Annotated in this window: 20 protein-coding genes and 1 pseudogene; 9 read left to right on the forward strand and 12 right to left on the reverse strand. The window is 61.5% G+C overall.

Features of this window, described 5'->3' with window-relative positions; genetic code table 11:
* Nucleotides 1-16 precede the first annotated feature (16 nt).
* From ACM1ZW_RS12245 to ACM1ZW_RS12260, 4 genes are all read right to left on the reverse strand, one after another.
* Nucleotides 17-1684, reverse strand: coding sequence for a ShlB/FhaC/HecB family hemolysin secretion/activation protein (locus ACM1ZW_RS12245; RefSeq protein WP_416740618.1), 1668 nt, complete (start codon nt 1682-1684; stop codon nt 17-19).
* A gap of 136 nt (nt 1685-1820) precedes the next feature.
* Nucleotides 1821-3254, reverse strand: coding sequence for a collagen-like triple helix repeat-containing protein (locus ACM1ZW_RS12250; RefSeq protein WP_416740619.1), 1434 nt, complete (start codon nt 3252-3254; stop codon nt 1821-1823).
* A 386-nt stretch (nt 3255-3640) separates the two neighbouring features.
* Nucleotides 3641-4495: a MaoC family dehydratase gene (locus ACM1ZW_RS12255; RefSeq protein ID WP_416740620.1), complete on the reverse strand. Its 855-nt coding sequence runs from the start codon at nt 4493-4495 to the stop codon at nt 3641-3643.
* A 2-nt stretch (nt 4496-4497) separates the two neighbouring features.
* Nucleotides 4498-5850, reverse strand: a complete 1353-nt coding sequence (locus ACM1ZW_RS12260; RefSeq protein ID WP_416740621.1) for a 3-oxoacyl-ACP reductase — start codon at nt 5848-5850, stop codon at nt 4498-4500.
* A gap of 164 nt (nt 5851-6014) precedes the next feature.
* Here ACM1ZW_RS12260 and ACM1ZW_RS12265 point away from each other — a divergent pair, with 164 nt between their 5' ends.
* Both ACM1ZW_RS12265 and ACM1ZW_RS12270 read left to right on the forward strand, forming a co-directional pair.
* Nucleotides 6015-7292, forward strand: a complete 1278-nt coding sequence (locus tag ACM1ZW_RS12265; protein ID WP_416740622.1) for an acetyl-CoA C-acetyltransferase — start codon at nt 6015-6017, stop codon at nt 7290-7292.
* A gap of 177 nt (nt 7293-7469) precedes the next feature.
* A complete protein-coding gene (locus tag ACM1ZW_RS12270) occupies nt 7470-8261 on the forward strand; it encodes an AraC family transcriptional regulator (RefSeq protein WP_017336382.1) in 792 nt (263 codons plus the stop codon).
* A 152-nt stretch (nt 8262-8413) separates the two neighbouring features.
* Here the strand turns inward: ACM1ZW_RS12270 and ACM1ZW_RS12275 are convergent, their stop codons facing one another.
* Both ACM1ZW_RS12275 and ACM1ZW_RS12280 read right to left on the reverse strand, forming a co-directional pair.
* On the reverse strand, nt 8414-9181 hold the full coding sequence (locus tag ACM1ZW_RS12275) for a methyl-accepting chemotaxis protein (protein WP_390959830.1): 768 nt from the start codon (nt 9179-9181) through the stop codon (nt 8414-8416).
* Between the two features lie 90 nt (nt 9182-9271).
* Nucleotides 9272-10360 (reverse strand): annotated as a pseudogene (locus ACM1ZW_RS12280) (cache domain-containing protein); the annotation flags it as partial.
* A 446-nt stretch (nt 10361-10806) separates the two neighbouring features.
* On the opposite strand from ACM1ZW_RS12280, the gene ACM1ZW_RS12285 reads away from it, so the two are divergent.
* Both ACM1ZW_RS12285 and ACM1ZW_RS12290 read left to right on the forward strand, forming a co-directional pair.
* Complete coding sequence (locus ACM1ZW_RS12285; protein ID WP_017336384.1) at nt 10807-11700, forward strand: PA4780 family RIO1-like protein kinase; 894 nt, start codon at nt 10807-10809, stop codon at nt 11698-11700.
* A 68-nt stretch (nt 11701-11768) separates the two neighbouring features.
* On the forward strand, nt 11769-12986 hold the full coding sequence (locus tag ACM1ZW_RS12290) for an MFS transporter (RefSeq protein ID WP_416740623.1): 1218 nt from the start codon (nt 11769-11771) through the stop codon (nt 12984-12986).
* On the opposite strand, the gene cueR is transcribed toward ACM1ZW_RS12290, so the two are convergent.
* The 3 genes from cueR to ACM1ZW_RS12305 all read right to left on the reverse strand — a co-directional run bounded on the left by cueR (nt 12940) and on the right by ACM1ZW_RS12305 (nt 16223).
* Entirely contained in the window at nt 12940-13353 is a 414-nt protein-coding gene (cueR, locus tag ACM1ZW_RS12295) for a Cu(I)-responsive transcriptional regulator (RefSeq protein ID WP_017336386.1), read from the reverse strand. The two genes, ACM1ZW_RS12290 and cueR, sit on opposite strands and share 47 nt — an antisense overlap.
* Complete coding sequence (locus ACM1ZW_RS12300; RefSeq protein WP_416740624.1) at nt 13350-15743, reverse strand: heavy metal translocating P-type ATPase; 2394 nt, start codon at nt 15741-15743, stop codon at nt 13350-13352. Before ACM1ZW_RS12300 ends, cueR begins: the two co-directional genes overlap by 4 nt.
* A gap of 96 nt (nt 15744-15839) precedes the next feature.
* Nucleotides 15840-16223 carry a hypothetical protein gene (locus ACM1ZW_RS12305; RefSeq protein ID WP_017336388.1) on the reverse strand — a complete coding sequence of 128 codons (384 nt, stop codon included), beginning with the start codon at nt 16221-16223 and terminating at the stop codon, nt 15840-15842.
* A 147-nt stretch (nt 16224-16370) separates the two neighbouring features.
* Between ACM1ZW_RS12305 and ACM1ZW_RS12310 the strand changes: the two genes are divergently transcribed.
* Entirely contained in the window at nt 16371-16568 is a 198-nt protein-coding gene (locus ACM1ZW_RS12310) for a heavy-metal-associated domain-containing protein (protein WP_017336389.1), read from the forward strand.
* A 133-nt stretch (nt 16569-16701) separates the two neighbouring features.
* On the forward strand, nt 16702-17898 hold the full coding sequence (locus tag ACM1ZW_RS12315; protein WP_017336390.1) for a multidrug effflux MFS transporter: 1197 nt from the start codon (nt 16702-16704) through the stop codon (nt 17896-17898).
* An 8-nt stretch (nt 17899-17906) separates the two neighbouring features.
* On the opposite strand, the gene ACM1ZW_RS12320 is transcribed toward ACM1ZW_RS12315, so the two are convergent.
* From ACM1ZW_RS12320 to ACM1ZW_RS12330, 3 genes are all read right to left on the reverse strand, one after another.
* Complete coding sequence (locus ACM1ZW_RS12320; RefSeq protein WP_017336391.1) at nt 17907-18077, reverse strand: hypothetical protein; 171 nt, start codon at nt 18075-18077, stop codon at nt 17907-17909.
* Nucleotides 18078-18211: 134 nt separating this feature from the next.
* Nucleotides 18212-19225, reverse strand: coding sequence for a zinc-binding alcohol dehydrogenase family protein (locus ACM1ZW_RS12325; RefSeq protein WP_017336392.1), 1014 nt, complete (start codon nt 19223-19225; stop codon nt 18212-18214).
* Nucleotides 19226-19258: 33 nt separating this feature from the next.
* Nucleotides 19259-19552 (reverse strand): putative quinol monooxygenase, encoded by a 294-nt coding sequence (locus tag ACM1ZW_RS12330; protein WP_017336393.1) that lies wholly within the window; start codon nt 19550-19552, stop codon nt 19259-19261.
* 118 nt (nt 19553-19670) lie between these two features.
* Here ACM1ZW_RS12330 and ACM1ZW_RS12335 point away from each other — a divergent pair, with 118 nt between their 5' ends.
* The 3 genes from ACM1ZW_RS12335 (at nt 19671) to ACM1ZW_RS12345 (ending at nt 23159) form a co-directional block, all read left to right on the forward strand.
* Entirely contained in the window at nt 19671-20600 is a 930-nt protein-coding gene (locus tag ACM1ZW_RS12335; RefSeq protein WP_017336394.1) for a LysR family transcriptional regulator, read from the forward strand.
* 316 nt (nt 20601-20916) lie between these two features.
* The gene (locus tag ACM1ZW_RS12340; RefSeq protein ID WP_017336395.1) at nt 20917-21651 is read left to right on the forward strand and encodes an ArsR/SmtB family transcription factor; all 735 of its coding nucleotides are present in this window, start codon (nt 20917-20919) and stop codon (nt 21649-21651) included.
* Nucleotides 21652-21776: 125 nt separating this feature from the next.
* Nucleotides 21777-23159 (forward strand): MFS transporter, encoded by a 1383-nt coding sequence (locus ACM1ZW_RS12345; protein ID WP_414885077.1) that lies wholly within the window; start codon nt 21777-21779, stop codon nt 23157-23159.
* The last annotated feature ends 87 nt before the right edge of the window (nt 23160-23246 follow it).

A 23246-nucleotide genomic window follows, 5' to 3' on the forward strand; every position in this document is an offset into this window, starting at 1 on the left:
TCCGGTTCGTTACGACCTACAGCTGATAACTGAAACTGATGCTGTACCTCGGTTTGCGATTGAACGTATCCAGTGCCTCATCCGACATCGGCTTGGCCGCTTCCAGCGCGATGTTGTAGTACTTCGCATCGCCAATTCGCAATCCAACCGCCGCCGAGGACAGGTTGTTGCCCTTGATCGGCAACTCGTTGAACCAGGTCCTGGCGCGATCCATCACCACATAAGGTTGCAGCACCCTGACCCAGTTGCCGTCGCGGTTGAAGCTGTAGTTCAGCTCATATGCCACCCCCCATCCCTTGTCGCCCGAGGCCTGATCGTCAGGGTAACCACGGCCGAAATTTTGTCCGCCGAAAACCGCGCGTTCACTTTCGGGCAAGGTGTCATCACTCCAGTACAGCGCGGCGGAAATCACCCCCTGCCAGTTGTCGAAAAACTTGTCGCTCTGCACGCCTGAGAACCGCAGGCGGAAGAAGTCCAGGTCGAGCTCAGGGTTGTTGGTTTTTGCGCCCATGCCGTCGATGCCCTGATACAGCCCGCCGCTGAGAATGCGCAGTTGTTGTTCATCGGCCTTGCGCCAGTCGCTTTCGAAGGCGAGGGCGCGAAGGTCGGTGCGTTCCTCGAGGGTCAGCGGGAAGCCGACGACCTGGTAGCGTGTCTTGTCGTTGACCGCGTACAACCGCGATCCGGCGCTGAGCAGCTCGTTGGGTGACGCAATGAACGGGTGACTGAAGCCGATGGAATAGCGATCGTTTTCCCGGTGAGGCTTGAGTTCGATGCCGTTGTCCAGTTGCACGTTGGTGCCCAGGTCGGCGCGGTAACGTGAGGCGGACAAGGCCAGTTGTGTGCCTTCTGCGTTGAGGTACTGGTTGTAGTCCAGGCGGTAGTAATGCTCATCGTCGTCCCCAGGCGGAAACAGCCCGCTGAGGCTCAGTTGTTCGCCCATGGCCGTTTGTGAGTTGCTGCTCGCGCCGAGCAAGGCCTGGGTGCCGTTGCGGTTGTCCTCGGTAGCACTCAGTGAGCTGGTAAACGGCTTGCGACTGGCCTGGGCAATGAGGTAAGCCGCGCCGTCGGTGGTGCCCGGCGGCGGCACTTGGGCCTGCAAGGTCACGCCGGGAATGCGGCTCATCAACGTGGTGTAGCGCTCGAAAGTCTTGCGCGTCAGGGGCCGCTCGGTCTGGAGTTTGGCCACCAGTTTGTCGAGCAGCCCCTTGACCCGCCCGACGTCGCCCTGCAACCGGTAATCCTTGATGTAACCCTCCACCAGCACCACGCGCACCACGCCATTGTCGAAGGACTGTTGAGGCAGAAACGCGTAGGACAGCAGATACCCGTCCTGCTGATAACGACGAGTGATGCTGCGGGTGGCTTCGATCAGATCGGCGAGGCTGGTTTCGTGGCCAAGCAAAGGCTGGAAGAGCGTTGCCAGTTCGCCGAGCGGGTAAATCGTCCCGCCTTTGATCTGCACGGTTTTGAGGGTGACTTTGGTGCCCATCATCAACGGTTGGCCCTGGGTCGCTCCGGGCTCCGGCACCTGCAGCGGCGCAGCCGTCGGGCGGTAGGCGTCGGCGGGAAGGTTCGGGACAGGGAGATTGCGAATGGTTTCGTTGCTGTTGAGAAAACTCGGAAGGGTGTCTGCAAAGGTACAGGTACTGACGGTGAGGAACAGCAAAGACGCAACGCGCATAGGACACTCCCTGTTCAATTCGCTACATCATTTGGATCTTCATGTCCCAAAGAAAGGGCGGAAGACTCATGCGAATCTTCCGCCTCCAACCAAGCGTAGGCGCTGTAGTCAAGGCCGTCGAATCGGCCAGGTGCAATCAGCGATTGTTGCCGCCCAGGCCGCCGAGGAGTCCGCCAAGACCGCCGCCGGTGCCGCCGTTGACCAACCCGCCAACGCCGCTGACGGTATTGCCCAAGGAGGTGACAGTGTTACCCAGTGCCGCGGTGACCGCGTTGGTATTGCTGGCGACAATCGCGCCGCCGAGGTTGGCGACCGCGCCGCCGGCCTGGCCGGTCAGGCCCGCGGTCGGACTGCCGAGGCCGGTGGCGGCGCCGACGTTTTGGGTGAGGCCGGTGACGGCGCTGGTCACCGGGTTGAGCGCTGTGCCGATGTTGCTTCCGACGCTGGCCAGTGCGGCGGTCGGGCCGACATTGGCGACACCGCTGCCGCCCAGGCCGCCGCCTACAGTGGCGACCAGATTGCCGCCGGCAACAGCGTTTTTGCCCGCCGTGCCGACCACCCCGTTACTGCCGCTCAGGCCCTGGCCGAGGTTGACCACCGCGCCACCAACGGTTTCCAGCAGGCCGTTGCCACCCAGACCACCGCCGCCGGTGCCCGAATCCTTGCCGTTGGACACCAGGCCACCGGCCTTGCCGACCGTGGTGCCGGTGTTGCTCAGGGCGTTGCCGAGGGTGTCCGTCACTGGATTGCCATTGCCGGCATCGGCGACGTTGTCACCCACGCCATCGACGGTATCGCCGACTTTCTTGATCACACCTTTGAGCGGATCGCCCAGGCCGGTGGCGTCGCCTGCTTTGTCCGTGGTGTTCTCGACCAAGGCAATCACCGGCACCAGTTTGCTTCCGATCTCCTTGGTCACCGACCCCAACGGACCGGTGGTGGTTGCGGTGCTCAAGGTGTCGCCGAGCATGGTGACTCTTTCGCCGACGCCATCCAGCACTGGCGCGACTTTGGTGACCACGCCGCCCACCAGCGGTACGCTGCTGGTCGCGGTGGCGAGCTTGCCGCTGACATCGGAGACACCGTTGCCGACATCCTGCACCACGCCGCCCACCGAGGCGGCCGTGACGCCAAGACCATTCGGGTCGGTGGCCAGTTTGCCAATGCCGTTGCCCAAGCCGTCACCCAGTGTGGTGACTACATTGCCGGTGGTGTTGGCGACGCTTTGAACCACACCACCCACCACGGGAACTGAACTCAGGGAATTGCCGAGCTGCCCGACGCCATCGCCGAGGCCGCTGACTGTTGTGCCGACATCCTGTACCAGTGTGGTGGTCACCAGCGGCGAGGCAGTCGGCGTGGTCGTGCCGCCACCGCCTGTACCTCCACCCGTTCCGCCGCCCGCTCCGCCACCGCTTGCGCCACCGGCGCCCGCCGTGTTCGTGCTGTCAGGGGACGAACCGTCGGAGCTGCTGTGATGACCGCCACCGCCGCTGCTGCAACCGACGAGGCCGAGAGAGAGGATGAGCGTCAATGCCGTTGCCGATTTACACCATACGTGAGTGTTCATGAGTGAGATCCCTTGCACCTGTAACAACGTCGTTGTTGTCGATGGCTTGCCGTTTCTGTCGTCGGCAATGCCTTCGTCCGTTGTCCACATCACAATCGCAAAGGCTCTGAGGCACCATTCTCCAGTTGGTATTAACCTTTTAGATACGGACGCGCCGGTGCCGCCTAAGCACTAATACCTTGGGTGTGGTTTTTGCCGGTGGCGGGAGATAAATTTGTTTTAAATCAATGTGCAGTGTTGTTTGGCGGAGGCGTGGGGAGCGGCGAAAAAACTGAAGTGATATATACAATTAAACATGTTCAACGCCCGATCCGACTGTCTGCACACGACCCGCAGGTGCTGGTTTGCGAGCGCCTGCAGTGTTTGTGTGAAGCTCAAGTCGGGTGTCAGGCCACCGGCCGCCAATGGCCGACCATATGTTCCAGATCGCCCACGCCTACCAGGCGAAAATCCCCACTCGAAGCCGCCGTGCTGGCGAGCAATGTCACTTCGCCGGGCAAGCGCACCGGCTTGCGAAACTGCACCGCGATCTCGACATTCGCTGTAGGCAAATGATCCGCCAGCGCGGCCAGGGTCCGTGCCTTGTTCCACAGTCCATGAGCGATGGCCGTAGGGAAACCGAACAGTCTGGCGCTCACCGCACTGAGGTGTATCGGGTTGTAATCCCCTGACACCCTGGCGTATTGCCGGCCGATGTCCGCAGGTGCTTTCCAGCGGGCGACTTCAGTCAGCATCATCGTCGAGGCCAGTACCTCCTCGACGGGCTCGCCTTCAAGTTTGACCCCGCGACACAGCATCCGGCTTTGCGCTTCCCACAACGGTCCCAGCTGATCATCGAGCGTGGTCAGCAGATCGAACGTCGCGCCCTTCGCGTGGGGTTGCAGATTCTGCACCTGCACGCTGATGCGGACACGGTTCACGCCGCCCATGGGCCGCAAGACGCGAATGCGGTTGCTCAGGTGAATCAACCCCAGCAGCGGGAACGGGAAATCCTTGTCAGTCAGCAGTTGCATCTGCAACGCGAACGCCAGGATGTGGGGATACGTCGGCGGCAACAAACCGTTGTCGGCAAACCCGCAGACGTTGCGATAAGCCGCCAGACGTTTCGGATCGACATCGACCCAGCAACGCAAACCCGAATCGGGCAACGTGGAGCCGGTGATCTTGCGTCGCGTCGCGGCCTGCACATACAACCCGGGCAGGCTTGGTTCGCGGTTGAGCGTGTGCCAATCGGTAATCATCACTAAGCCCCCAAAACACTTTGTCCGCAGACGCGCAGCGCTTGCCCGGTGAACGCGCCGGTGCCCGGTTGCGCCAGCCACGCCACCGCTTCGGCGACGTCTTGCGGCAGGCCGCCCTGGCCCAGCGAACTCATGCGCCGGCCCGCTTCACGCAGGCCGAACGGAATGTGCGCAGTCATTTGCGTCTCGATGAACCCCGGCGCCACCGCGTTGATGCTGATGCCGCGTTCGTTGAGCAGCGGCGCCCAGGCTTGGGCCAGACCAATCAACCCGGCCTTGCTCGCCGCGTAATTGGTTTGCCCGCGATTGCCGGCGATGCCGCTGATGGACGCCAGCAAAATCACCCGGCCGTTGTCGCGCAGGGTGCCACTGTCGAGCAAGGCCTTGGTCAACACCTGTGGGGCATTGAGGTTGACCGCGAGCACTGCGTCCCAGAATTCCGGGGTCATGTTGGCCAGGGTTTTATCGCGGGTGATACCGGCGTTGTGCACCACAATGTCGACGCCGTCAGGCAGTTGCTCGATCAACTGCGTGCCGGCGTCTTCCGCGCAGATATCCAGGGTAATGCTGCGCCCGCCGAGGCGTGCGGCGAGGGCGTCGAGATCGGTTTTTGCCGCGGGCACGTCGAGCAGGATCACGTCGGCGCCGTCACGGGCCAGGGTTTCGGCAATCGATGCACCTATGCCGCGTGCGGCGCCGGTGACGAGAGCCTTGCGCCCCGACAACGGACGCGTCCAGTCCGTCACCGGCGTGGTGCAGGGGCTCAAGTGAATCACTTGTCCGGAGACGAACGCGCTTTTTGGCGAAAGGAAAAACCGCAACTGGCCTTCCAGTTGATCCTCGGCACCTTCGCCGACGTGAATCAGTTGCAAGGTGCCGCCACTGCGCAGTTCCTTGGCCAGCGAACGACTGAAACCTTCCAGGGCACGCTGAGCGCTGGCAGCAAACGGATCGCTCAACGTCTGCGGTGCGCGCCCGAGAATGACCAGGTGCGCGGAGTCCTCGAGGTTTTTCATCAGTGGCTGGAAGAACTCGCGCAGCTGTTTGAGCTGATCGGTATGCATCAGATGACTGGCGTCGAACACCACTGCCTTCAGCTTCGGGCCGTGACCGGGAATCCACGCGGTGGCGATCGAGGGTTCGCTGTCGTAGCTGTAAATCGCATCGGTCAGGCGGTTGGCGAAAGCGCTGACATTCTGCGCCAGCGGCCCGCCGCCGATCAGCAGCGCCCCTTCGACAGGGCGCAGTCGACCTGCCTGCCAGCGTTCCAGCCGAACCGGCGTCGGCAGACCCAGGGCGCCGACCAGACGGTGGCCGATGGATGAATTGGCGAAGTCGATATAGCGATCAGACATGGAACGCGCTCCAGTAGCTGGGGTTCAAAGTGTGGACCACGAATGGCAATCAGTCGTTCGATTCACGAGATAAGGCCTACGCTTGGACATTGCGGAGGTTTTCAGGAACACGCAGACCCTGTGGGAGTTGCAGTGTTTTTTAAATTGTTCATCAGGAGCTTTTCATGACTCAACTGCGCCGCGTCGCGATTATCGGTGGTAACCGGATTCCCTTCGCCCGCTCCAACGGGCCGTACGCTACCGCGAGTAACCAGGCGATGCTCACCGCAGCGCTCGAAGGCCTGATCGAGCGTTTCAACCTGCACGGTCTGCGCATGGGCGAAGTGGCGGCGGGCGCGGTGCTCAAGCATTCCCGGGACTTCAACCTGACCCGCGAATGCGTGCTCGGCTCACGGCTGTCACCGACCACCCCGGCCTATGACATTCAGCAAGCGTGTGGCACCGGACTGGAAGCGGCGCTGCTGGTGGCCAATAAAATCGCCCTGGGCCAGATCGAGTGCGGTATTGCCGGCGGCGTCGACACCACGTCCGACGCGCCGATCGGCATCAACGAAGGTTTGCGCAAAATCCTCCTGCAGGCCAACCGCGCGAAAACCACCGCCGACAAACTGAAAACCTTTTTGCAACTGCGCCCCGGGCATCTCATTCCGGAATTTCCCCGCAACGGCGAGCCACGCACGGGCCTGTCGATGGGCGAGCACTGCGAGTTGATGGCGCAGACCTGGAACATTCCGCGCGCGGAGCAGGATCAACTGGCGCTGGAGAGTCACCAGAAAATGGCGGCGTCATATACCGAAGGCTGGCACAACGACCTGATGACGCCGTTCCTGGGCCTGACCCGCGATAACAACCTGCGCCCGGACCTGACCCTGGAAAAACTCGCTTCGCTCAAACCCGCCTTCGAGAAAAGCGCCAAAGGCACGCTGACCGCCGGCAATTCGACGCCGCTCACCGACGGCGCGTCGCTGGTGCTGTTGGGCAGTGAAGAATGGGCGAAGGAGCGCGGCTTGCCGATCCTTGCGTATTTACGCGATGGCGAAGCGGCGGCGGTGGATTTCGTCAACGGCTCCGAAGGGCTGTTGATGGCGCCGGTCTACGCGGTGCCACGCCTCCTGGCGCGCAATGGCCTGACCTTGCAGGACTTCGATTACTACGAAATCCATGAAGCGTTCGCCGCGCAAGTGCTCTGCACCTTGAAGGCCTGGGAAGACCCCGAGTACTGCAAAACCCGCCTCGGCCTCGACGCGCCACTGGGCTCCATCGACCGCAGCCGGCTCAACGTCAAAGGCAGTTCACTGGCGGCGGGGCATCCGTTTGCGGCTACCGGCGGACGTATTGTGGCCAGCCTGGCCAAGCTGCTCGACGCCGCAGGCAAGGGGCGAGGGCTGATCTCGATTTGTGCGGCTGGCGGGCAGGGTGTCACCGCAATAGTTGAGCGTTGAATCAAGACCTGTGGGAGTAAGCCTGCTCGCGATGGCTGCGGCACATTCAACATTAATGTCGCCTGACAGTCCGCCATCGCGAGCAGGCTCGCCCCACAGGGGATCAGCGGTGTTGAATGCGGGAGTGGCTTGGCCTAACGTCGACGCTTTAGCAACCTTGCAACACAAGGCTCATCAATGCCGACTAACGGACAACTCTCCCTCGAACGGACAATTCCCGCACTGACCTTACTGCCGCGCCCCCTGTATGCGCGGGCGGAAAGCCTCAACGCCGGTTCGTGGACATCGTCTCATCGCCATGACTGGGTGCAATTTTCCTACGCGATCAGCGGCGTTCTCGGCGTGCACACCGCCGAGGGCAGTTTCTTTGCGCCGCCGCAGTGGGGGATCTGGATTCCGGCGGATGTCGACCATCAGGTCGTGACCTCGATGCGCGCCGAGATGCGCAGTCTTTATGTGCGCCGAGAGGATTGCCCTTGGGCGGACGATCGCTGTCGGGTGTTGGAGGTGACGCCGCTGGCCCGGGAGTTGATCAAGAGTTTTTGCCTGCTGCCCGTGGAATATCCACAGGGCGACAGCCCGGAAGCACGGTTGGTGAGTGTGTTGCTGGACCAGTTGGCGAATCTGCCCGAAGTCGGTTTCTCGCTGCCGTTGCCGCGTCATGAGCGCTTGCTGGGTCTGTGCAATGAGCTGATCGAAAGTCCTGAGCGGACTGTGACCTTGCAGGAATGGGCGCAGCGACTGGGCACGTCGGAAAAAACCCTGATGCGCCTGTTTCAGCGTGAAACCGGGTTGAGTTTTCGCGGCTGGCGTCAGCGGATGCGACTGCTGTCGTCGTTGAATGTGCTGGAGGAGGGTGACAGCGTGACGAATGCCGCGTTGTCTTGTGGGTACGACTCGACGTCGGCGTTTATAGCGGCGTTCAAAGGGTTGTTCGGGTTTACCCCCGGGGAATTGTTTCGACAGTAATTGTGGCGAGGGAGCTTGCTCCCGCTGGAGCGCGAAGCGGTCCCAGATCAGTCCACGCGGAGTCTCAGGATGGTCCGCATTTTCCAATTTTCACGACTGCTTCGCAGCCGACGGGAGCAAGCTCCCTCGCCACAGTTATAAGCGATTTTGGATCAGGTTCTGAAACGACGAACCAACCCGTCCAGTTCATTCGACAATCCGGCCAGGCTCTGGGAATCCAGCCGCGCCGAGTTCGCCAGTTCCGCCACCAACTGCGCATCGCCATGAATCTGGCTGATGTGCCGGTTGATGTCTTCCGCCACCTGGTGCTGTTGTTCTGCTGCCGTGGCGATCTGGGTGTTCATGTCGCGGATCACGTCCACCGATTCACGAATCTGCCCGAAGCTGCTGCGCGCCTCGCCGATGCGGGTCACCGACTGCTGGGACACTTCCAGGCTCGCGTGCATCTGCTGAGTGACCTGGCTGGTGCGCTTGGCAAGGTTGCCGAGCAGGCCGTCGATCTCCGCCGTGGAATCGGCCGTGCGTTTGGCCAGCGCCCGCACTTCGTCCGCCACCACCGCAAAACCGCGACCTTGTTCACCGGCCCGTGCCGCCTCGATGGCAGCGTTCAGTGCCAGCAGGTTGGTCTGTTCGGCGATCGAACGAATGGTTCCGAGAATCGACTGAATGTCATTGCTGTCGCGTTCCAGCTGTTGCATCGACTGGGCCGATTGTTCGATTTCCTGGCTCAGTCGATCGACGCTGGTCACCGCCGCATCGATCTGCTGCTGACCTTCTCGCGCCTGGCGCTGGCCACTGTCGGCCGACTCGGCGGCCTGGCTGCAGGAGCGCGCGACTTCGTTGGCAGTGGCGACCATTTCATGGAACGCGGTGGAGACCATGTCCACGGCTTCACGCTGGCGCCCGGCCGCTTCGGCCATGTCGCTGGAGACCTGGGTCGAGCTCTTGGAGGTGGCGAGGATTTTGGTCGCGGCGCCGCCGATGCTTTGGATCAGGTTGCGAATCGCCGCCAGGAACTGGTTGAACCAGTTGGCCAGTTGCGCGGTTTCGTCGCTGCCACGGACGTGCAGGTTTTTGGTCAGGTCGCCTTCACCCTGGGCGATGCCTTCCAGGCCATCGGCCACGCTGCGGATCGGACGCACGATGACGCTGGCGAAACTGGCGCCGACGATGGCGAAGACCACGGCCAGCACGGCGGCGATGATTGCGATCAACCAGGTCAGTTGGGTCGCGGTGCTCATCACGTCGCTCTGCTTGATCAGGCCGATGAAGGTCCAGCCCAGTTGCTCGGACGGCCAGACGTTGGCCATGTAGCGCTCGCCATTGAGTTCGACTTCGACCAGGCCTTTACCAGCCTTGGCCAGTTGCGCATAACCCTCACCGAGGCTGCCCAGGGCCTTGAAGTTGTGTTCCGGTTGTTTCGGATCGACCAGTACGGTGCCGGAGTTTTCCAGCAGCATCAGGTAGCCGGTTTCACCGAGCTTGATTTGCTTGACCAGTTCAGTGAGCTGCTTGAGCGACACGTCGATGCTGACCACGCCGCCGTTGGTGCCCAGCTTGTTATCGATGGTGCGTACGGTACTGACGTAGGACGTGTCATTTTCGGCCCAGTAATAGGCCTCGGTACGGAACGGCTTGCCCGGTTTGGCCTGGGCCGCCTTGTACCACGGACGCTGGCGCGGGTCGTAGTTCGCGAGCTTGGCATCGTCCGGCCACGACACGTAGCCGCCGGCTGCCGTGCCGAGGATGGCGTAGGCGTAGGACGGATGGGCGTTGCCCAGGTCCTGCAGGAAGCCGAAGATTTTTTTGTCCATCTCGCCCTGGGGAATGCTGGCGGCGTTGGCATTCATGTAGGTCTTGAGGCTGTCGTCGGAGTTCGTGATCAGCGGCTGCCTGGCCAGGTATTCGACGTTCTGGCTGATGCCGTCGAAGAACAGTTGCATGGCATTGCTGACCTGACGGATTTCGCGACCGCTGTTGTCGACGAATTCGTCCTTGGCATCACTGCGCAGGTTCAGCACAACGAGGGTGGCGACCAGCACCACGGGCAAGCAGGCGATGATTGCAAACGCCCACGTCAGCTTTTGTTTGATGTTCATCCGCGCTCCAGATTTTCTTGTAGGCCCACGCAGTGCAGATGACTCGCGGAATTATTGGCAGCCGTAAACGTACTTTTCGAACCCCTATCCCTTGGGGGCACCATCGTTTTCTATCGGAACGATCGTCGGACAATTCACTTTGTTACAGATGACTTCGGCTGCGGAAGGAGGAAATTTAGGGCTGTTGGAAAAAATCCTGCGAAGGGTGGCGACCGGTATGTCGGATTCTGTCGCAAATCCCCTTGCATCCCTTCTCCAACAAGTGCTGCCGGCTCGGCTATGATCCTTGGCGGTCGATGAACCTCGGCGGGTTTGTCGGGTTTTTCCGGCACATTGTGTGCATCCGCAACGTTCATAGGTCGGCAACCCCTCCCCCGAACGAGTGGATTGCCGTATAACGAATGACTTTCGCGTGTTTGGTAATAAAGGACCCACAATAAAAGCTGATGAAGACTCCAAAACGCATTGAACCCCTGATCGAGGACGGTCTGGTCGACGAGGTGCTGCGCCCACTCATGAGTGGTAAAGAAGCAGCTGTTTATGTGGTGCGCTGCGGCAACGAGTTACGTTGCGCGAAGGTCTACAAGGAGGCGAATAAACGCAGTTTCCGTCAGGCGGCCGAGTACCAGGAAGGCCGCAAGGTGCGCAACAGCCGTCAGGCCCGTGCGATGGCCAAGGGCTCCAAGTTCGGCAAGAAAGAAACCGAAGACGCCTGGCAGAACGCCGAAGTGGCGGCGTTGTTCCGTCTGGCCGGCGCCGGTGTCCGGGTCCCTCAGCCTTACGACTTCCTTGAAGGCGTGCTGTTGATGGAGCTGGTGGCCGATGAGTACGGCGATGCCGCGCCGCGTCTGAACGACGTGGTGCTGGAGCCGGATCAGGCGCGCGAATACCACGCGTTCCTGATTTCGCAGATCGTGCTGATGTTGTGTACCGGCCTGGTGCACGGTGACCTGTCCGAGTTCAACGTACTGTTGACCCCGACCGGCCCGGTCATCATCGACTTGCCGCAAGCGGTGGACGCGGCGGGCAACAACCACGCGTTCAGCATGCTGGAGCGTGACGTGGGCAACATGGCGTCCTACTTCGGGCGGTTTGCCCCGGAGTTGAAAAAGACCAAATACGCCAAGGAAATGTGGGCGTTGTACGAAGCCGGCACCTTGCACCCGGCCAGTGTCTTGACCGGCGAGTTCGACGAGCCGGAAGAGTTGGCCGACGTCGGCGGGATCATGCGCGAAATCGAGGCGGCACGCCTGGATGAAGAACGCAAACAAGCGGTCCGCGCGGCAGATGACGCGCCACCGAGCAAAACCGAAGAACCGCCTCCGCCCTGGATGCAGTGATCGGTTGACGAAAAACCCGGCTTCGGCCGGGTTTTTTGTCAAACGCTAAACCCTTTGCAGGATTGAATGTGGACACCTCCACCCGCAACGCCCAGCTGATCATCGCCGCCCGTCTGGTCTCGGACTTCGGCGCGTTCCTCAACATGGTCGCCCTGGCCACCTACGTCTACCTGCTCAGCAACAGCGCCATGAGCGTTGGCATCTTCCTCGCCAGTCGCGTGGGTGGAGGGATTTTTGCCAGCCTCATCGGCACCCGCTTCTATCGCCGCTGGGCCGGGCGTCTGCCGCTGATTGTCTTCGATGTGCTGCGCGCCGGATTGCTGGGGCTGCTGCTGGTCTTGCCGGTTACCCAGCAAGCGCTGCTGCTGCCGGTCATTGCCTTCGGGCTTGGCTTGGGCAACTCAATGTTTGCCATCGGCCTCAACAGTCAGCTGCCGCACTTGATCGAGGGCGATCAACTGCTCAAGACCAACGCCTGGATCACCTCGGCGTCATCGGCAGCCATGGTCGGCGGAAGTCTGGTGGCCGGGGTGTTGGTGGCAGCGTTTGGCTTTGAGGTGGTCTTCGCACTGAACGTAGTCACTTACCTGTTGGCCGCGTTGTTCATCCTGCCGCTGCGGTTTTCCGGACCGTCTCCCAGCGCCGAGCCCGATCACGAACGAGGCGAATGGTCAGCCCTGCGCCAGGGGCTGCGCGCTACGCCGGTGGTGGCGGCGATGCTCGCGGTCGCGATGGCCGATACCTTGGGCAGCGCCGCACACAACGTGGGTTTGCCGATCATTTCAAAACTGCTGACACCCGAATCCGCCAGCACCACGCTGGGCCTGATGCTGGCGGTATGGGCTTGCGGAAAACTCATCGGCGCACGGATCGCCAGCCGCCTCAAAGGCTCGGATAACGTGAACCTGGAAAGACGGTTTTTCTTCGGGGTGCTGCTGATGTCCTGCGGCTTCATCCTGATGTTCCAGCAACAGACCCTCTACGGCTTGCTGCTGTTCTCACTGCCGGCAGGGTTGGGCGACGGTTTCTCTGAAGTCGGCCTGATGTCGCGCCTGCAACGAGAACCGGACAGCCTGCGCCTGCCGATTTTCAGTTTCCTGACGTTGTTGCAGATGACCGGGTTCGGTGTCGGTATGCTGATCGCTGCACCGTTTTACGCGTGGTGGACGCCCGGCGCAGTGGTGCTGCTGTTCCACGGCATTCCCCTCACCACCTTGCTGCTGGTGAAGGTGCTCGCGATCAGGAGCGAGCGGGTACGGCGCAACAACCCGACTCAAGATTTTTGAGGATCGGGCAGTCCGGACGGTGATCGCCATGGCAGTGCTCGACCAGGTCCTGCAAGGTATCGCGCAACTGACCGAGTTCGAGGATTTTCTGGTTGAGCTCGTCGATGTGCTGACGAGCCAGGGCCTTCACGTCAGCACTGGCGCGCTGACGGTCCTGCCAGAGGGTCAGCAGTTTGCCGACCTCTTCCAGTGAAAACCCCAGGTCCCGCGAACGCTTGATAAACGCCAGCGTGTGCAAGTCGTCATCGCCGTACACCCGGTAACCGCTGTCGGTGCGATGGGCCGCCTTGAGCAGACCGATGGACTCGTAATAACGAATCATCTTCGCGCTCAGGCCACTTTGGCGGGCTGCTTGGCCGATGTTCATCGGTTGTCCTCCAGATCCTTCGGTTTCCAGGTCTTCAACAGTAGCGCATTGCTCACCACGCTGACGCTCGACAACGCCATCGCCGCGCCGGCCAGCACCGGGTTGAGGAAACCGAACGCGGCCAGCGGAATGCCGATCAGGTTATAGACGAAGGCCCAGAACAGATTCTGACGAATCTTCGCGTAGGTCTTGCGGCTGATCTCCAGCGCGGCCGGCACCAGTCGCGGGTCGCCACGCATCAGGGTGATGCCGGCCGCGTGCATGGCGACGTCGGTGCCGCCACCCATGGCGATGCCGATGTCGGCGGCGGCCAGGGCCGGGGCGTCGTTGATACCGTCGCCGACCATCGCCACCACCCCGGTTTTCTTCAGTTCGGCGACGGTGGCGGCTTTGTCGGCCGGCAGCACCTCGGCGTGGACATCCTGGATGCCGAGCGCTTCGGCGACCACTTTGGCGCTGCCGCGATTGTCGCCGGTCAGTAGGTGACTGCTGATGTGCCGGGCGCTGAGTTGTTGCACCGCTTGCAGCGCGCCGGGTTTGAGGGTGTCACCGAAGGCGAACAGGCCCAGGACGGTTGGTTGCGGACTTTGCTCGATCAGCCAGGACAGGGTCCGGCCTTCGGTTTCCCACGCGGTTGCAGAGTCGGCCAAAGTACCGGCGCTTAATCCGCTCTCTTCCAGCAAGCGTCGATTGCCCAGCGCCAAACGGCGACCATCGAGGTTGCCGGCAATGCCCCTTCCGGTCAGGGATTGGCTGTCGCTGACATCGGCCACGGCCAATCCGCGTTCGACGCAAGCGTCCAGAACCGCTTTAGCCAAGGGGTGTTCACTGCCGCGTTGCAGCGCACCGGCCCATTTCAGCAAGGTCGCTTCGTCACCGTCGACGGCACTTAAATGGGCGATGCGTGGCGCACCCGAGGTCAGCGTGCCAGTCTTGTCGAAGACTACGGCGCTGACTTCATGGGCTCGCTCCAGTGCCTCGGCGTCCTTGATCAGAATGCCGTAGCGCGCGGCCACGCCGGTGCCGGCCATGATCGCGGTTGGCGTGGCCAGACCGAGCGCACAAGGGCAGGCGATCACCAATACCGCGACGGCATTGATCAGCGCCGTTTCGATGGGCGCGCCGTACAGCCACCACCCCATCAGTGTCGCCAGTGCAATCAGCAGGACCGTTGGCACAAATACCTGGCTGACTTTGTCCACCAGTTTCTGAATTGGCGCTTTTGCGGCTTGCGCGTCTTCCACCAGACGGATGATTCGCGCCAACACGGTTTCCGCGCCCAAGGCCTGGGTACGAACCAGCAACCGGCCTTCACCATTGATGGCGCCGCCGGTGACCTTGTCGCCAGGCTGTTTCGGCACGGGCAGGCTCTCGCCGCTGATCAATGCTTCGTCGGCGTGGCTCTGGCCTTCGACCACTTCGCCGTCCACGGGGAATCGTTCCCCGGGTTTGACCAGCACCAGATCATTCAGGCGCAAGGCGCTGATGGCGACGTCCTGTTCGCGGCCGTCGATCACTTGAATGGCCCGCTCCGGACGCAATGCCTCAAGGGCGCGGATGGCGCTGGCGGTCTGGCGTTTCGCGCGGCTTTCGAGGTATTTGCCCAACAGGACCAAGGCGATCACGACGGCCGAGGCTTCGAAATACAGATGGGGCATGCGCCCGGCGGCGGTGGCCCATTCGTAGAGGCTCAAGCCATAACCGGCGCTGGTGCCGAGGGCGACCAGCAGGTCCATGTTGCCGGCCCCGGCGCGCACTGCTTTCCATGCTGCTACATAAAAGCGGGCACCGAAGATGAATTGCACCGGCGTGGCCAGCGCGAACTGCACCCACGCCGGGAGCATCCAGTGCACACCGAACGGTTGCAGCAGCATCGGCAACACCAGCGGCAAGGCGAGGGCAATCGCCATGATCAAGACCCAGCGCTCATGGTGCAGGCGCTGTTGTTGAGTGTCGGTTGTCGGGTGTTCGACCTCCCAGACGCTGGCGTTGTAGCCAGCCTTGGTCACGGCCGCGATCAAGCTTTGCGGATCGACCTGGCCGAGCAGTTCGAGGTGGGCGCGTTCGTTGGCCAGGTTGACGCTGACACTTTTTACCCCCGGCACCTTGGCCAGCGCCCGTTCGACCCGACCGACGCACGACGCGCAGGTCATGCCGTCGATACTCAATTCCAGACTCTGCTGCGGCACGCTGTAACCGGCTTGCTGCACAGCGTCCATCAACGCCGGCAGACTGTCGCTGGGTGCTTGAACGCGGGCCTGCTCGGTGGCCAGGTTGACGCTGACGGCAGAGGCGCCGATGACTTTGCTCAAGGCACGCTCGACACGCCCGGCGCAACTGGCACAGGTCATGCCGGCAATCGGCAGATCGAATGTGGTGGTTTCGGACATATCGGTCGCGCTCCCTGTAGAAGATGTCTACAGGATCAACCTTGCCATGCTGGCAAGGTCAAGCGCCATGTCTCAGATCAAAAGATCGCAGGTGAATCAATATCCGAGGTCAGCAGGCTTCAGGTACATCCCTTCCTGCGTCATCGCAATCCGGAACTTCAACACATCCCCGGCCTTGAGCGTGATGTCCTGCGACCCCGGCGCCAACATCCCCGGATTGCAGCCCGGCGCCTGGCCCGGCAGCAGCTTCAGGCGCAAGGAAACATTGCCCGGCGGCAGGTTGAACGATGTGCTTTGCTCCTGAAAAAGCCGCGCCGACAGTTGATCCTGGATGTACACACCGATTTCGCAGTTGGTCGAGACTTCCAGGCGCTCGCGGGAAATGATCAGCACACCGTAATCCTCCCCGGCAGCATTGACCGAGGGCACGGCGGCGAAAAGGCTGAGGAAGCCAAACAGGCTGAGAGCTGACCAGCGCATGGCTGAATCTCCTGAGATCGAGTCATAGATGCACGCAGCTTGGCCGAGCGCGACGCCGATTGCCAGCCCGGCAGATCACATCAGAACTTGACCTTGCCATGGTGGCAAGCTCGAGACTGCTCGCAATCCCACTAAAGGAGTCATTCCATGCAAGTGTTCAACGTTCAAGGCATGTCCTGCGGTCACTGTGTCAAAGCCATCACTCAAGCGCTGCAAGCGAGGGATCCCGCGGCCAGCGTGCGGATTGATCTGGCGGCAAAGGAAGTTGGCGTCGAGAGTGCGTTGACTGCGGATGAAGTGATCGCAGCGATCAGCGAAGAAGGTTATGAAGTGAAAGTCGCCTGAGGCCAAACGCAATCCCATGTGTGCGGGCTTGCATTTATCCAGGGGTTTTTAATAGTTAGCGAGCTATCGGAATGTTCAAGGTGTCCCCACGCGGCTAGACTGTGGAGCTGCCGACTTCAGCCCTGGATACCTGATGAACTTCCGTACCATTTTGATACTTGGCGCCCTGAGCGCTTTTGGGCCGCTTGCAATCGACTTCTATCTGCCGGCGTTCCCGGCCATGGCGCTGGCGTTCGGCACCGATGAACAACACGTTCAGCTGACGCTGGCGGCGTATTTCCTCGGTTTGTCCATTGGTCAGCTGATGTACGGCCCGGTAGCGGATCGGTTTGGCCGGCGCATTCCGCTGTTGACGGGTGTCGGTCTGTTCACCGCCGCTTCGTTGGCGTGCGCCTATGCGCCGAATCTTGAATGGCTGCTGGGCGCGCGTTTTGTCCAGGCACTGGGCGGTTGCGCGGGGATGGTGATTTCCCGGGCGATTGTCAGTGACAAATGCGATGCAGTGGGTTCGGCCAAAGTCTTTTCCCAGCTGATGCTGGTCATGGGCCTGGCGCCGATTCTCGCGCCGATGCTCGGCGGTTTGCTGGTCAATACCACCGGCTGGCAGTCGATCTTCCTGGCGTTGAGCGGTTTCAGTGCCTTGGCGGCGGTGGCCGTGGCGCTTGGCTTGCCGGAAAGCATGCCCGCGCATGTGCCCCGTCAACCGCTGTCGGGCGCGCTGCGTCAGTACGGTCGCCTGTTGTCGGACCCGGTGTACCTCGGCCACGCCCTGACCGGTGGCATCGCCATCGCCGGGATGTTTGCCTACATCGCCGGTTCGCCGTTCGTCTTCATCAAACTCTACGGCGTACCGGCCGAGCATTTCGGCTGGTTGTTCGGCACCAATGCGGCGGGTTTCATTCTGGTGGCGCAGGTCAACGCGCGACTGCTCGCCAAGCGTGGCCCTGCTTTTTTGCTGGCGCGTACCGTGTGGATTTACCTGGCGGCCGGCCTGACGTTGCTGGCTGTCAGTTCGCTGCACACCGAACAGTTGTGGCCGCTGCTGATTCCACTGTTCATCTGCATCGCCAGCCTCGGCTGCATCCTCCCCAACGCGTCGGCCTGTGCCATGAACGGGCAGGGCGCCCGCGCCGGGAGTGCGTCGGCGATGCTCGGGTGCCTGCAATTCAGCGTTGCCGCCGGGGCTGCGTCGCTGGTGGGTATTTTGTACGACGGCAGCGCCGTGCCGATGGCCATGGTCATCAGCCTGTGTGGAATTCTGGTGGTGAGCGTGGCGATGCTCACCCGGCGTTTGCAAAATGCCCGGGCGTTGGTGCAAGCCCAGGTGTGAGGCAGGTCTCAGCCAACAGCGCGCTGCTGTTGGACGGGAATCTGATGGGGGGCGTGCAAGCGTGCTTCGAGGGTTCGGGTGAAAGCGCGAGCTTCGGCTTCGCTACGGAACGTCACCGCGTGTTGGTCCAGGCGGACCTGCCACTGGGATTTTGCCAATTCTTTTATCAGGATCTTCATTGCTGACCTCCTCGGTTAAAAGATTGCATCGCAGAGTTCTGGATTGTAGACCTGAATACGATCGCAATTATGACAACGGTCAACCTTCGGACTGACGGTGTCGTCCATCCGGACGACACTTGTATCAATCTGTGTCAGAAGCCTTCGAGCACAATCTTGCCCTTGGACTTGCCGCTTTCCAGCAACTCATGGGCTCGCCGCAGATTCGCCGCGTTGATGGTTCCGAAGTGCTCGCCCACCGTGGTTTTCAATGTGCCGTCATCGATCAGTCCGGCCACGCGGTTGAGCAGTTTGTGCTGCTCGATCATGTCCGGCGTTTCGAACAGCGAGCGGGTGTACATGAACTCCCAGTGCAGGGACAGGCTCTTGCGTTTGAGCTTGGTGACGTCCAGCGCTTTCGGGTCATCGATCAGCGCGAGTTTGCCTTGTGGCGCCAGGGCCTCGACCAACTGATCGAGATGCTGATCGGTCTGGGTCAGGCTGGCGACGTGGGTCACCTGCGCAACGCCTGCGCGTTTCAGTTCTTCACTGAGCGGCTGGCTATGATCGATCACCAGGTCGGCGCCCAACTCACGCACCCAACTCTGGGTTTGCGCACGGGAAGCGGTGCCGATGACTTTCAAACCGGTGAGTTGACTGGCCAGTTGCGTCAGGATTGAACCGACACCGCCGGCCGCCCCGACGATCAGCAAGCTCTGGCCTTCATCGGTGTTGCCTTCGCGCACTTGCAGGCGTTCGAAAAGCAATTCCCAAGCGGTAATGGCGGTCAGCGGCAGCGCGGCCGCTTCGGCAAAACCGAGGGTTTTCGGCATATGGCCGACGATCCGCTCATCCACCACGTGCAGTTCGCTGTTGCCGCCGGCGCGGGCAATCGAGCCGGCATAGAACACCTTGTCGCCAGCCTTGAACAAGGTCACTTCGCTGCCGACGGCCTTGACCACGCCGGCCACGTCCCAGCCCAGCACTTTTGCCGCGCCGCCTTCGGGCTGGACGTTCTGGCGGACCTTGGTGTCCACCGGGTTGACCGAGATGGCTTTGACTTCCACCAGCAGGTCACGGGGGCCGGCGACCGGTTCCGGCAGTTCGATGTCTTGCAGGGATTTTTCGTCGCTGATCGGCAACGAGGCGTAGTAGGCAATGGCTTTCATGAGGAGGGTTCCGAACAGTAATAGAAGAAGGGATCAAGCCACGGAGCGCAGGCGCTTGAGATCGAAGTGTTCGATCAGGTCGCCGGCCTGGGCGCGAAAGTTCTGGATGTGTGCGCTGGCGTCGTGGGCTTGCAGCGCTTCGTCGCTGCTCCATTGTTCAATCATGTAGAAGGCCAGCGGATTGGCGAGGTCCTGATGCAGGTCGTATTGACCGCAACCGGCTTCGGCGCGGGTCGGCTCCAGCAGTGCACGCAGGTGTTGCTCGAGCGCGTCCTGTTGGCCGGCTTTGGCGATCAGGGTGGCAATGGCGGTGAAAGGCTGGGACATGGTCGACTCCAGAAGCAGGATGATTTCGATGCAGCAGATGATTGGCTATTTCTCTGCGAGATAAAACCCGCTAAAAGAGCAGTCTCTTTCAATATTTTTTTGATAATCGAGGCTGTAAATGCTGCGTTTCGATGACTTGCAGTTGTTTGTCCGGGCGGCGGACCTGGGCAGCCTGTCAGCGGCGGCGAGGGGAATGGACATGTCGGCGGCGGTGGCGAGTGCGGCGTTGAAGCGCATCGAGCAGCAACTCGGCGCCCGATTGCTCGCCCGCTCCACCCGCAGTCTGCGCCTGACGGCGGAGGGCGAAGGATTTCTCGAGTATGCCCGGGCCGCGCTGAGCAACCTCGACGAGGGCCGCCGATTATTGGCCAGCGGTCAGGACCAGGTCAGCGGGGTGCTGCAGCTGTCGGCGCCGTCGGATTTCGGTCGCAACCTGCTACTGCCCTGGCTGGACGAGTTCCAGCGTGAACACCCCAAACTCACGGTGCGCTTGTTGCTGGGCGACCGCATCGCCGATCTGTTCCGCCAACCGGTGGACATTGCCCTGCGCTACGGTGAGCCGGAAGACTCCAGCCTGGTGGCGCTGCCCATCGCCCCGAATAACCGCCGCGTGCTGTGTGCCGCCCCGAGCTACCTGGCCCGGCATGGCGAACCGCGGCAACTGGAGCAACTGGCGCAGCACAATTGCCTGCTGTTCATGCTCGGCAGCCGGGTTCACGACCATTGGAGTTTTCACGACGGCAAACGCGAAGTCAGCCTGACCGTCAGCGGTGATCGCTTCAGTGACGATGCCGACGTGGTGCGCTTGTGGGCCGTGGCGGGTGCCGGGATCGCCTACAAATCCTGGCTCGATGTCGCCGCCGATGTATTGGCCGGCCGCCTGAAAGTGCTGATGCCGGAGCTGCTCTGTGAGCGCGCACCGCTGAATTTGCTGTGCGCCCATCGCGCACAATTGAGTAAGCCGGTGAACCTTTTGCGGGAAATGCTTGCCAGCCGATGTACTCGATTAGGCAGTCAATTTCCTGTGTTGGCGCATGTCGATCATTAGTCGCAGGCAAATAGCGAAATTTCCCTCAGGATCAATCACCACCAATGGTTTCCGGGGGGCAGGAACCGACCGGCAACGGGCTTATACTAGCGCCCGCCTCATGTACGCACCGTCGACCTCGCCATGGCGAGTCCGCGTTCGAGTCGGTCAGGCTCCACCGTCAATCCAAAGCCTTTGCAAGGTCTTCGAAGCAATGGCTTGTGTGAGTGGATGGCTTTGCCCGGTTTATGGCGGTTTCCACGTCTTGGCCGACGACACATTACTGGTCAAGATGTCTCTGAGCAGTAGACGAAACGATTCAACAGGGAGTGAATACATGGAACATGCACCTTGCATCAGCCAGATCGCCACGTTGCTGGCTGACCCAAAGCGCAGCGCAATGATGTGGGCCTTGATGGACGGCGCTGCGCGGCAGACCGAAGAGCTGGCATTGCTGGCCCGCCTGTCGCCGTCTTCGGCCAGTGCACACCTGGGGCGTTTGTCCGCCGGAGGTCTGTTGAAAGTCGAAACCCGCGGCCGCAAGCGATTCTTCCGGTTGGCCGCACCCGAAGTCGGGGCCGCGATAGAAGCGCTGGCCAGTGCGACGATCGCCAGCACACCTCGGGACATTCCCGATGTTTTCAGCCGCACCCCCGCCATCCCCAAACGTCAGGCCGCGCCCTCGTCCTTGTTGCGCGCACGGCTCTGCGACGATCATTTAGGCGGCACGCTGGCCGCCGATCTGTACCAGCGCTTGCTGGATGCGGGCTGGATCGAACAGTTCGATCATCGGGTGTCGATCACGCACAAGGGCGCCACGCAACTGGCGACACGCGGCGTTTTCGTCCAGGCGCTGGCGCAGAGCACCAGCCGAGCCGCCTGTGCCTGTCCTGACTGGAGCGAAAGACGTCCGCACATGGGCGGTTCACTGGGCGCGGCGTTGCTGCAATTGTTCATGCAGTCCGGCTGGCTGAGCTTGCCTAACGATTCGCGCGCCTTGCACGTCACCGTGACGGGGCAGCGTGAAATCCACCGTTTCGCCAAGGAGACCGAGCTGGAAATGGCGTTGTAGACGCATCGGGATCGACGTCCGGGGGCACGGGCGTCGTTCAGAGCTGCGGCCAGGTCGCATCCAGCAATAACCCCCGGCGACCATCGCGCACACTCGTTCAGGGACTTTCGAACGGGGGATGTGGCATGGAAACACGAGGCTTCAGCGCGGCAGAACGATTGGAACGGCTGCCCATCAGCGGCTATCACCGGATCATTTTCATCATCATCGCCCTGGCGTTTTTCTTTGATTCCATGGACCTGGCGATGATGACTTTCCTGCTCGGCTCGATCAAAACCGAGTTCGGCCTCAGCACGGCGCAGGCCGGGTTGCTCGCCAGTTCGAGTTTCTTCGGCATGGTCGTGGGCGCATCACTGTCCGGCATGCTGGCGGACCGTTTCGGCCGCAAACCGGTGTTCCAGTGGAGCATTGTGTTGTGGGGCATCGCCAGTTACCTGTGCTCCACGGCGCAGAATGTCGAGACGCTGACGCTCTTCCGCATCCTCCTGGGAATTGGCATGGGCATGGAGTTTCCCATCGCCCAGTCGATGCTTTCGGAATTGATTCCGGCGAAAAGACGTGGGCGTTACATCGCGTTGATGGACGGTTTCTGGCCCTTGGGGTTTGTCGCGGCCGGGGTGCTGTCGTATTTCCTGTTACCGGTGATTGGCTGGCGGGATATTTTTCTGGTGCTGGCGGTGCCGGCGGTGTTTGTCCTGGTGATTCGCTTTTTCATTCCCGAGTCACCGCGCTGGCTGGAACAGGCCGGGCGTGATGAGGCGGCGGACAAGGTCTTGCTGGGTATCGAAGCGCGGGTCCGGACGTCGCTGGGTCATGGGGATTTGCCTGAGCCGATCCGCTTGCCGCGTGTGGCAAGTACGCCGGGCAACTTCTTTTCGGCTTTGCAGCAGATCTGGTCGCCGCTGTATCGCCAGCGCACGATGATGATCTGGAGCGTCTGGTTCTTTGCCTTGCTGGGGTTCTACGGGTTGACGTCGTGGCTCAGTGCACTGCTGCAGCAGTCGGGTTTCGCCGTGACCCAGTCGGTGTATTACACCGTGCTGATTTCCCTCGGCGGGATTCCCGGTTTCCTCATGGCGGCTTGGCTGGTGGAGCGTTGGGGCCGTAAACCGGTGTGCGTGGTGACGTTGCTCGGCGGCGGGGTGATGGCGTTTCTTTACGGTCAGAGCGCAGTGTTTGGCGGCAATGTCGGCTTGCTGATCACGTCGGGGCTGTTGATGCAGTTTTTCCTGTTCGGCATGTGGGCGGTGCTCTACACCTACACGCCAGAGTTGTACCCGACGTCGGCGCGGGCCACGGGTTCCGGTTTTGCGTCGGCGATTGGCCGAGTGGGTTCGTTGCTTGGGCCAATGGTGACCGGGCTGGTATTCCCGATGACCGGGCAGGGTGGCGTGTTCGCGCTCGGGGCGATGTGTTTTGCGATTGCGGCGGGGGTGGTGTGGGTGTTCGGGATGGAGACGCGGGGCAAGACGCTGGAGGAGTTGAGCGAAGTGGTAACCGTCGGCTAAACACAAACCCTGTGGGAGCGAGCTTGCTCGCGATAGCGGATTCACATTCACCAATGACGCTGGATGTGATGGCCTCATCGCGAGCAA

Source organism: Pseudomonas sp. NFX71, assembly GCF_048079215.1.
Taxonomy (GTDB): domain Bacteria; phylum Pseudomonadota; class Gammaproteobacteria; order Pseudomonadales; family Pseudomonadaceae; genus Aquipseudomonas; species Aquipseudomonas fluorescens_B.

Excerpts from the sequence above, each read along its gene's own strand:
- ACM1ZW_RS12245 (WP_416740618.1), bottom strand. The coding sequence starts at position 1,684 with ATGCGCGTTGCGTCTTTGCTGTTCCTCACCGTCAGTACCTGTACCTTT.
- ACM1ZW_RS12340 (WP_017336395.1), top strand. The coding sequence starts at position 20,917 with ATGGAACATGCACCTTGCATCAGCCAGATCGCCACGTTGCTGGCTGAC.
- ACM1ZW_RS12270 (WP_017336382.1), top strand. The coding sequence starts at position 7,470 with ATGCCGACTAACGGACAACTCTCCCTCGAACGGACAATTCCCGCACTG.
- ACM1ZW_RS12320 (WP_017336391.1), bottom strand. The coding sequence starts at position 18,077 with ATGAAGATCCTGATAAAAGAATTGGCAAAATCCCAGTGGCAGGTCCGC.
- ACM1ZW_RS12300 (WP_416740624.1), bottom strand. The coding sequence starts at position 15,743 with ATGTCCGAAACCACCACATTCGATCTGCCGATTGCCGGCATGACCTGT.
- ACM1ZW_RS12335 (WP_017336394.1), top strand. The coding sequence starts at position 19,671 with ATGCTGCGTTTCGATGACTTGCAGTTGTTTGTCCGGGCGGCGGACCTG.
- ACM1ZW_RS12330 (WP_017336393.1), bottom strand. The coding sequence starts at position 19,552 with ATGTCCCAGCCTTTCACCGCCATTGCCACCCTGATCGCCAAAGCCGGC.
- ACM1ZW_RS12310 (WP_017336389.1), top strand. The coding sequence starts at position 16,371 with ATGCAAGTGTTCAACGTTCAAGGCATGTCCTGCGGTCACTGTGTCAAA.
- ACM1ZW_RS12285 (WP_017336384.1), top strand. The coding sequence starts at position 10,807 with ATGAAGACTCCAAAACGCATTGAACCCCTGATCGAGGACGGTCTGGTC.
- cueR (WP_017336386.1), bottom strand. The coding sequence starts at position 13,353 with ATGAACATCGGCCAAGCAGCCCGCCAAAGTGGCCTGAGCGCGAAGATG.
- ACM1ZW_RS12345 (WP_414885077.1), top strand. The coding sequence starts at position 21,777 with ATGGAAACACGAGGCTTCAGCGCGGCAGAACGATTGGAACGGCTGCCC.
- ACM1ZW_RS12275 (WP_390959830.1), bottom strand. The coding sequence starts at position 9,181 with ATGGCCGAAGCGGCCGGGCGCCAGCGTGAAGCCGTGGACATGGTCTCC.
- ACM1ZW_RS12255 (WP_416740620.1), bottom strand. The coding sequence starts at position 4,495 with ATGATTACCGATTGGCACACGCTCAACCGCGAACCAAGCCTGCCCGGG.
- ACM1ZW_RS12250 (WP_416740619.1), bottom strand. The coding sequence starts at position 3,254 with ATGAACACTCACGTATGGTGTAAATCGGCAACGGCATTGACGCTCATC.
- ACM1ZW_RS12265 (WP_416740622.1), top strand. The coding sequence starts at position 6,015 with ATGACTCAACTGCGCCGCGTCGCGATTATCGGTGGTAACCGGATTCCC.
- ACM1ZW_RS12315 (WP_017336390.1), top strand. The coding sequence starts at position 16,702 with ATGAACTTCCGTACCATTTTGATACTTGGCGCCCTGAGCGCTTTTGGG.
- ACM1ZW_RS12260 (WP_416740621.1), bottom strand. The coding sequence starts at position 5,850 with ATGTCTGATCGCTATATCGACTTCGCCAATTCATCCATCGGCCACCGT.
- ACM1ZW_RS12305 (WP_017336388.1), bottom strand. The coding sequence starts at position 16,223 with ATGCGCTGGTCAGCTCTCAGCCTGTTTGGCTTCCTCAGCCTTTTCGCC.
- ACM1ZW_RS12325 (WP_017336392.1), bottom strand. The coding sequence starts at position 19,225 with ATGAAAGCCATTGCCTACTACGCCTCGTTGCCGATCAGCGACGAAAAA.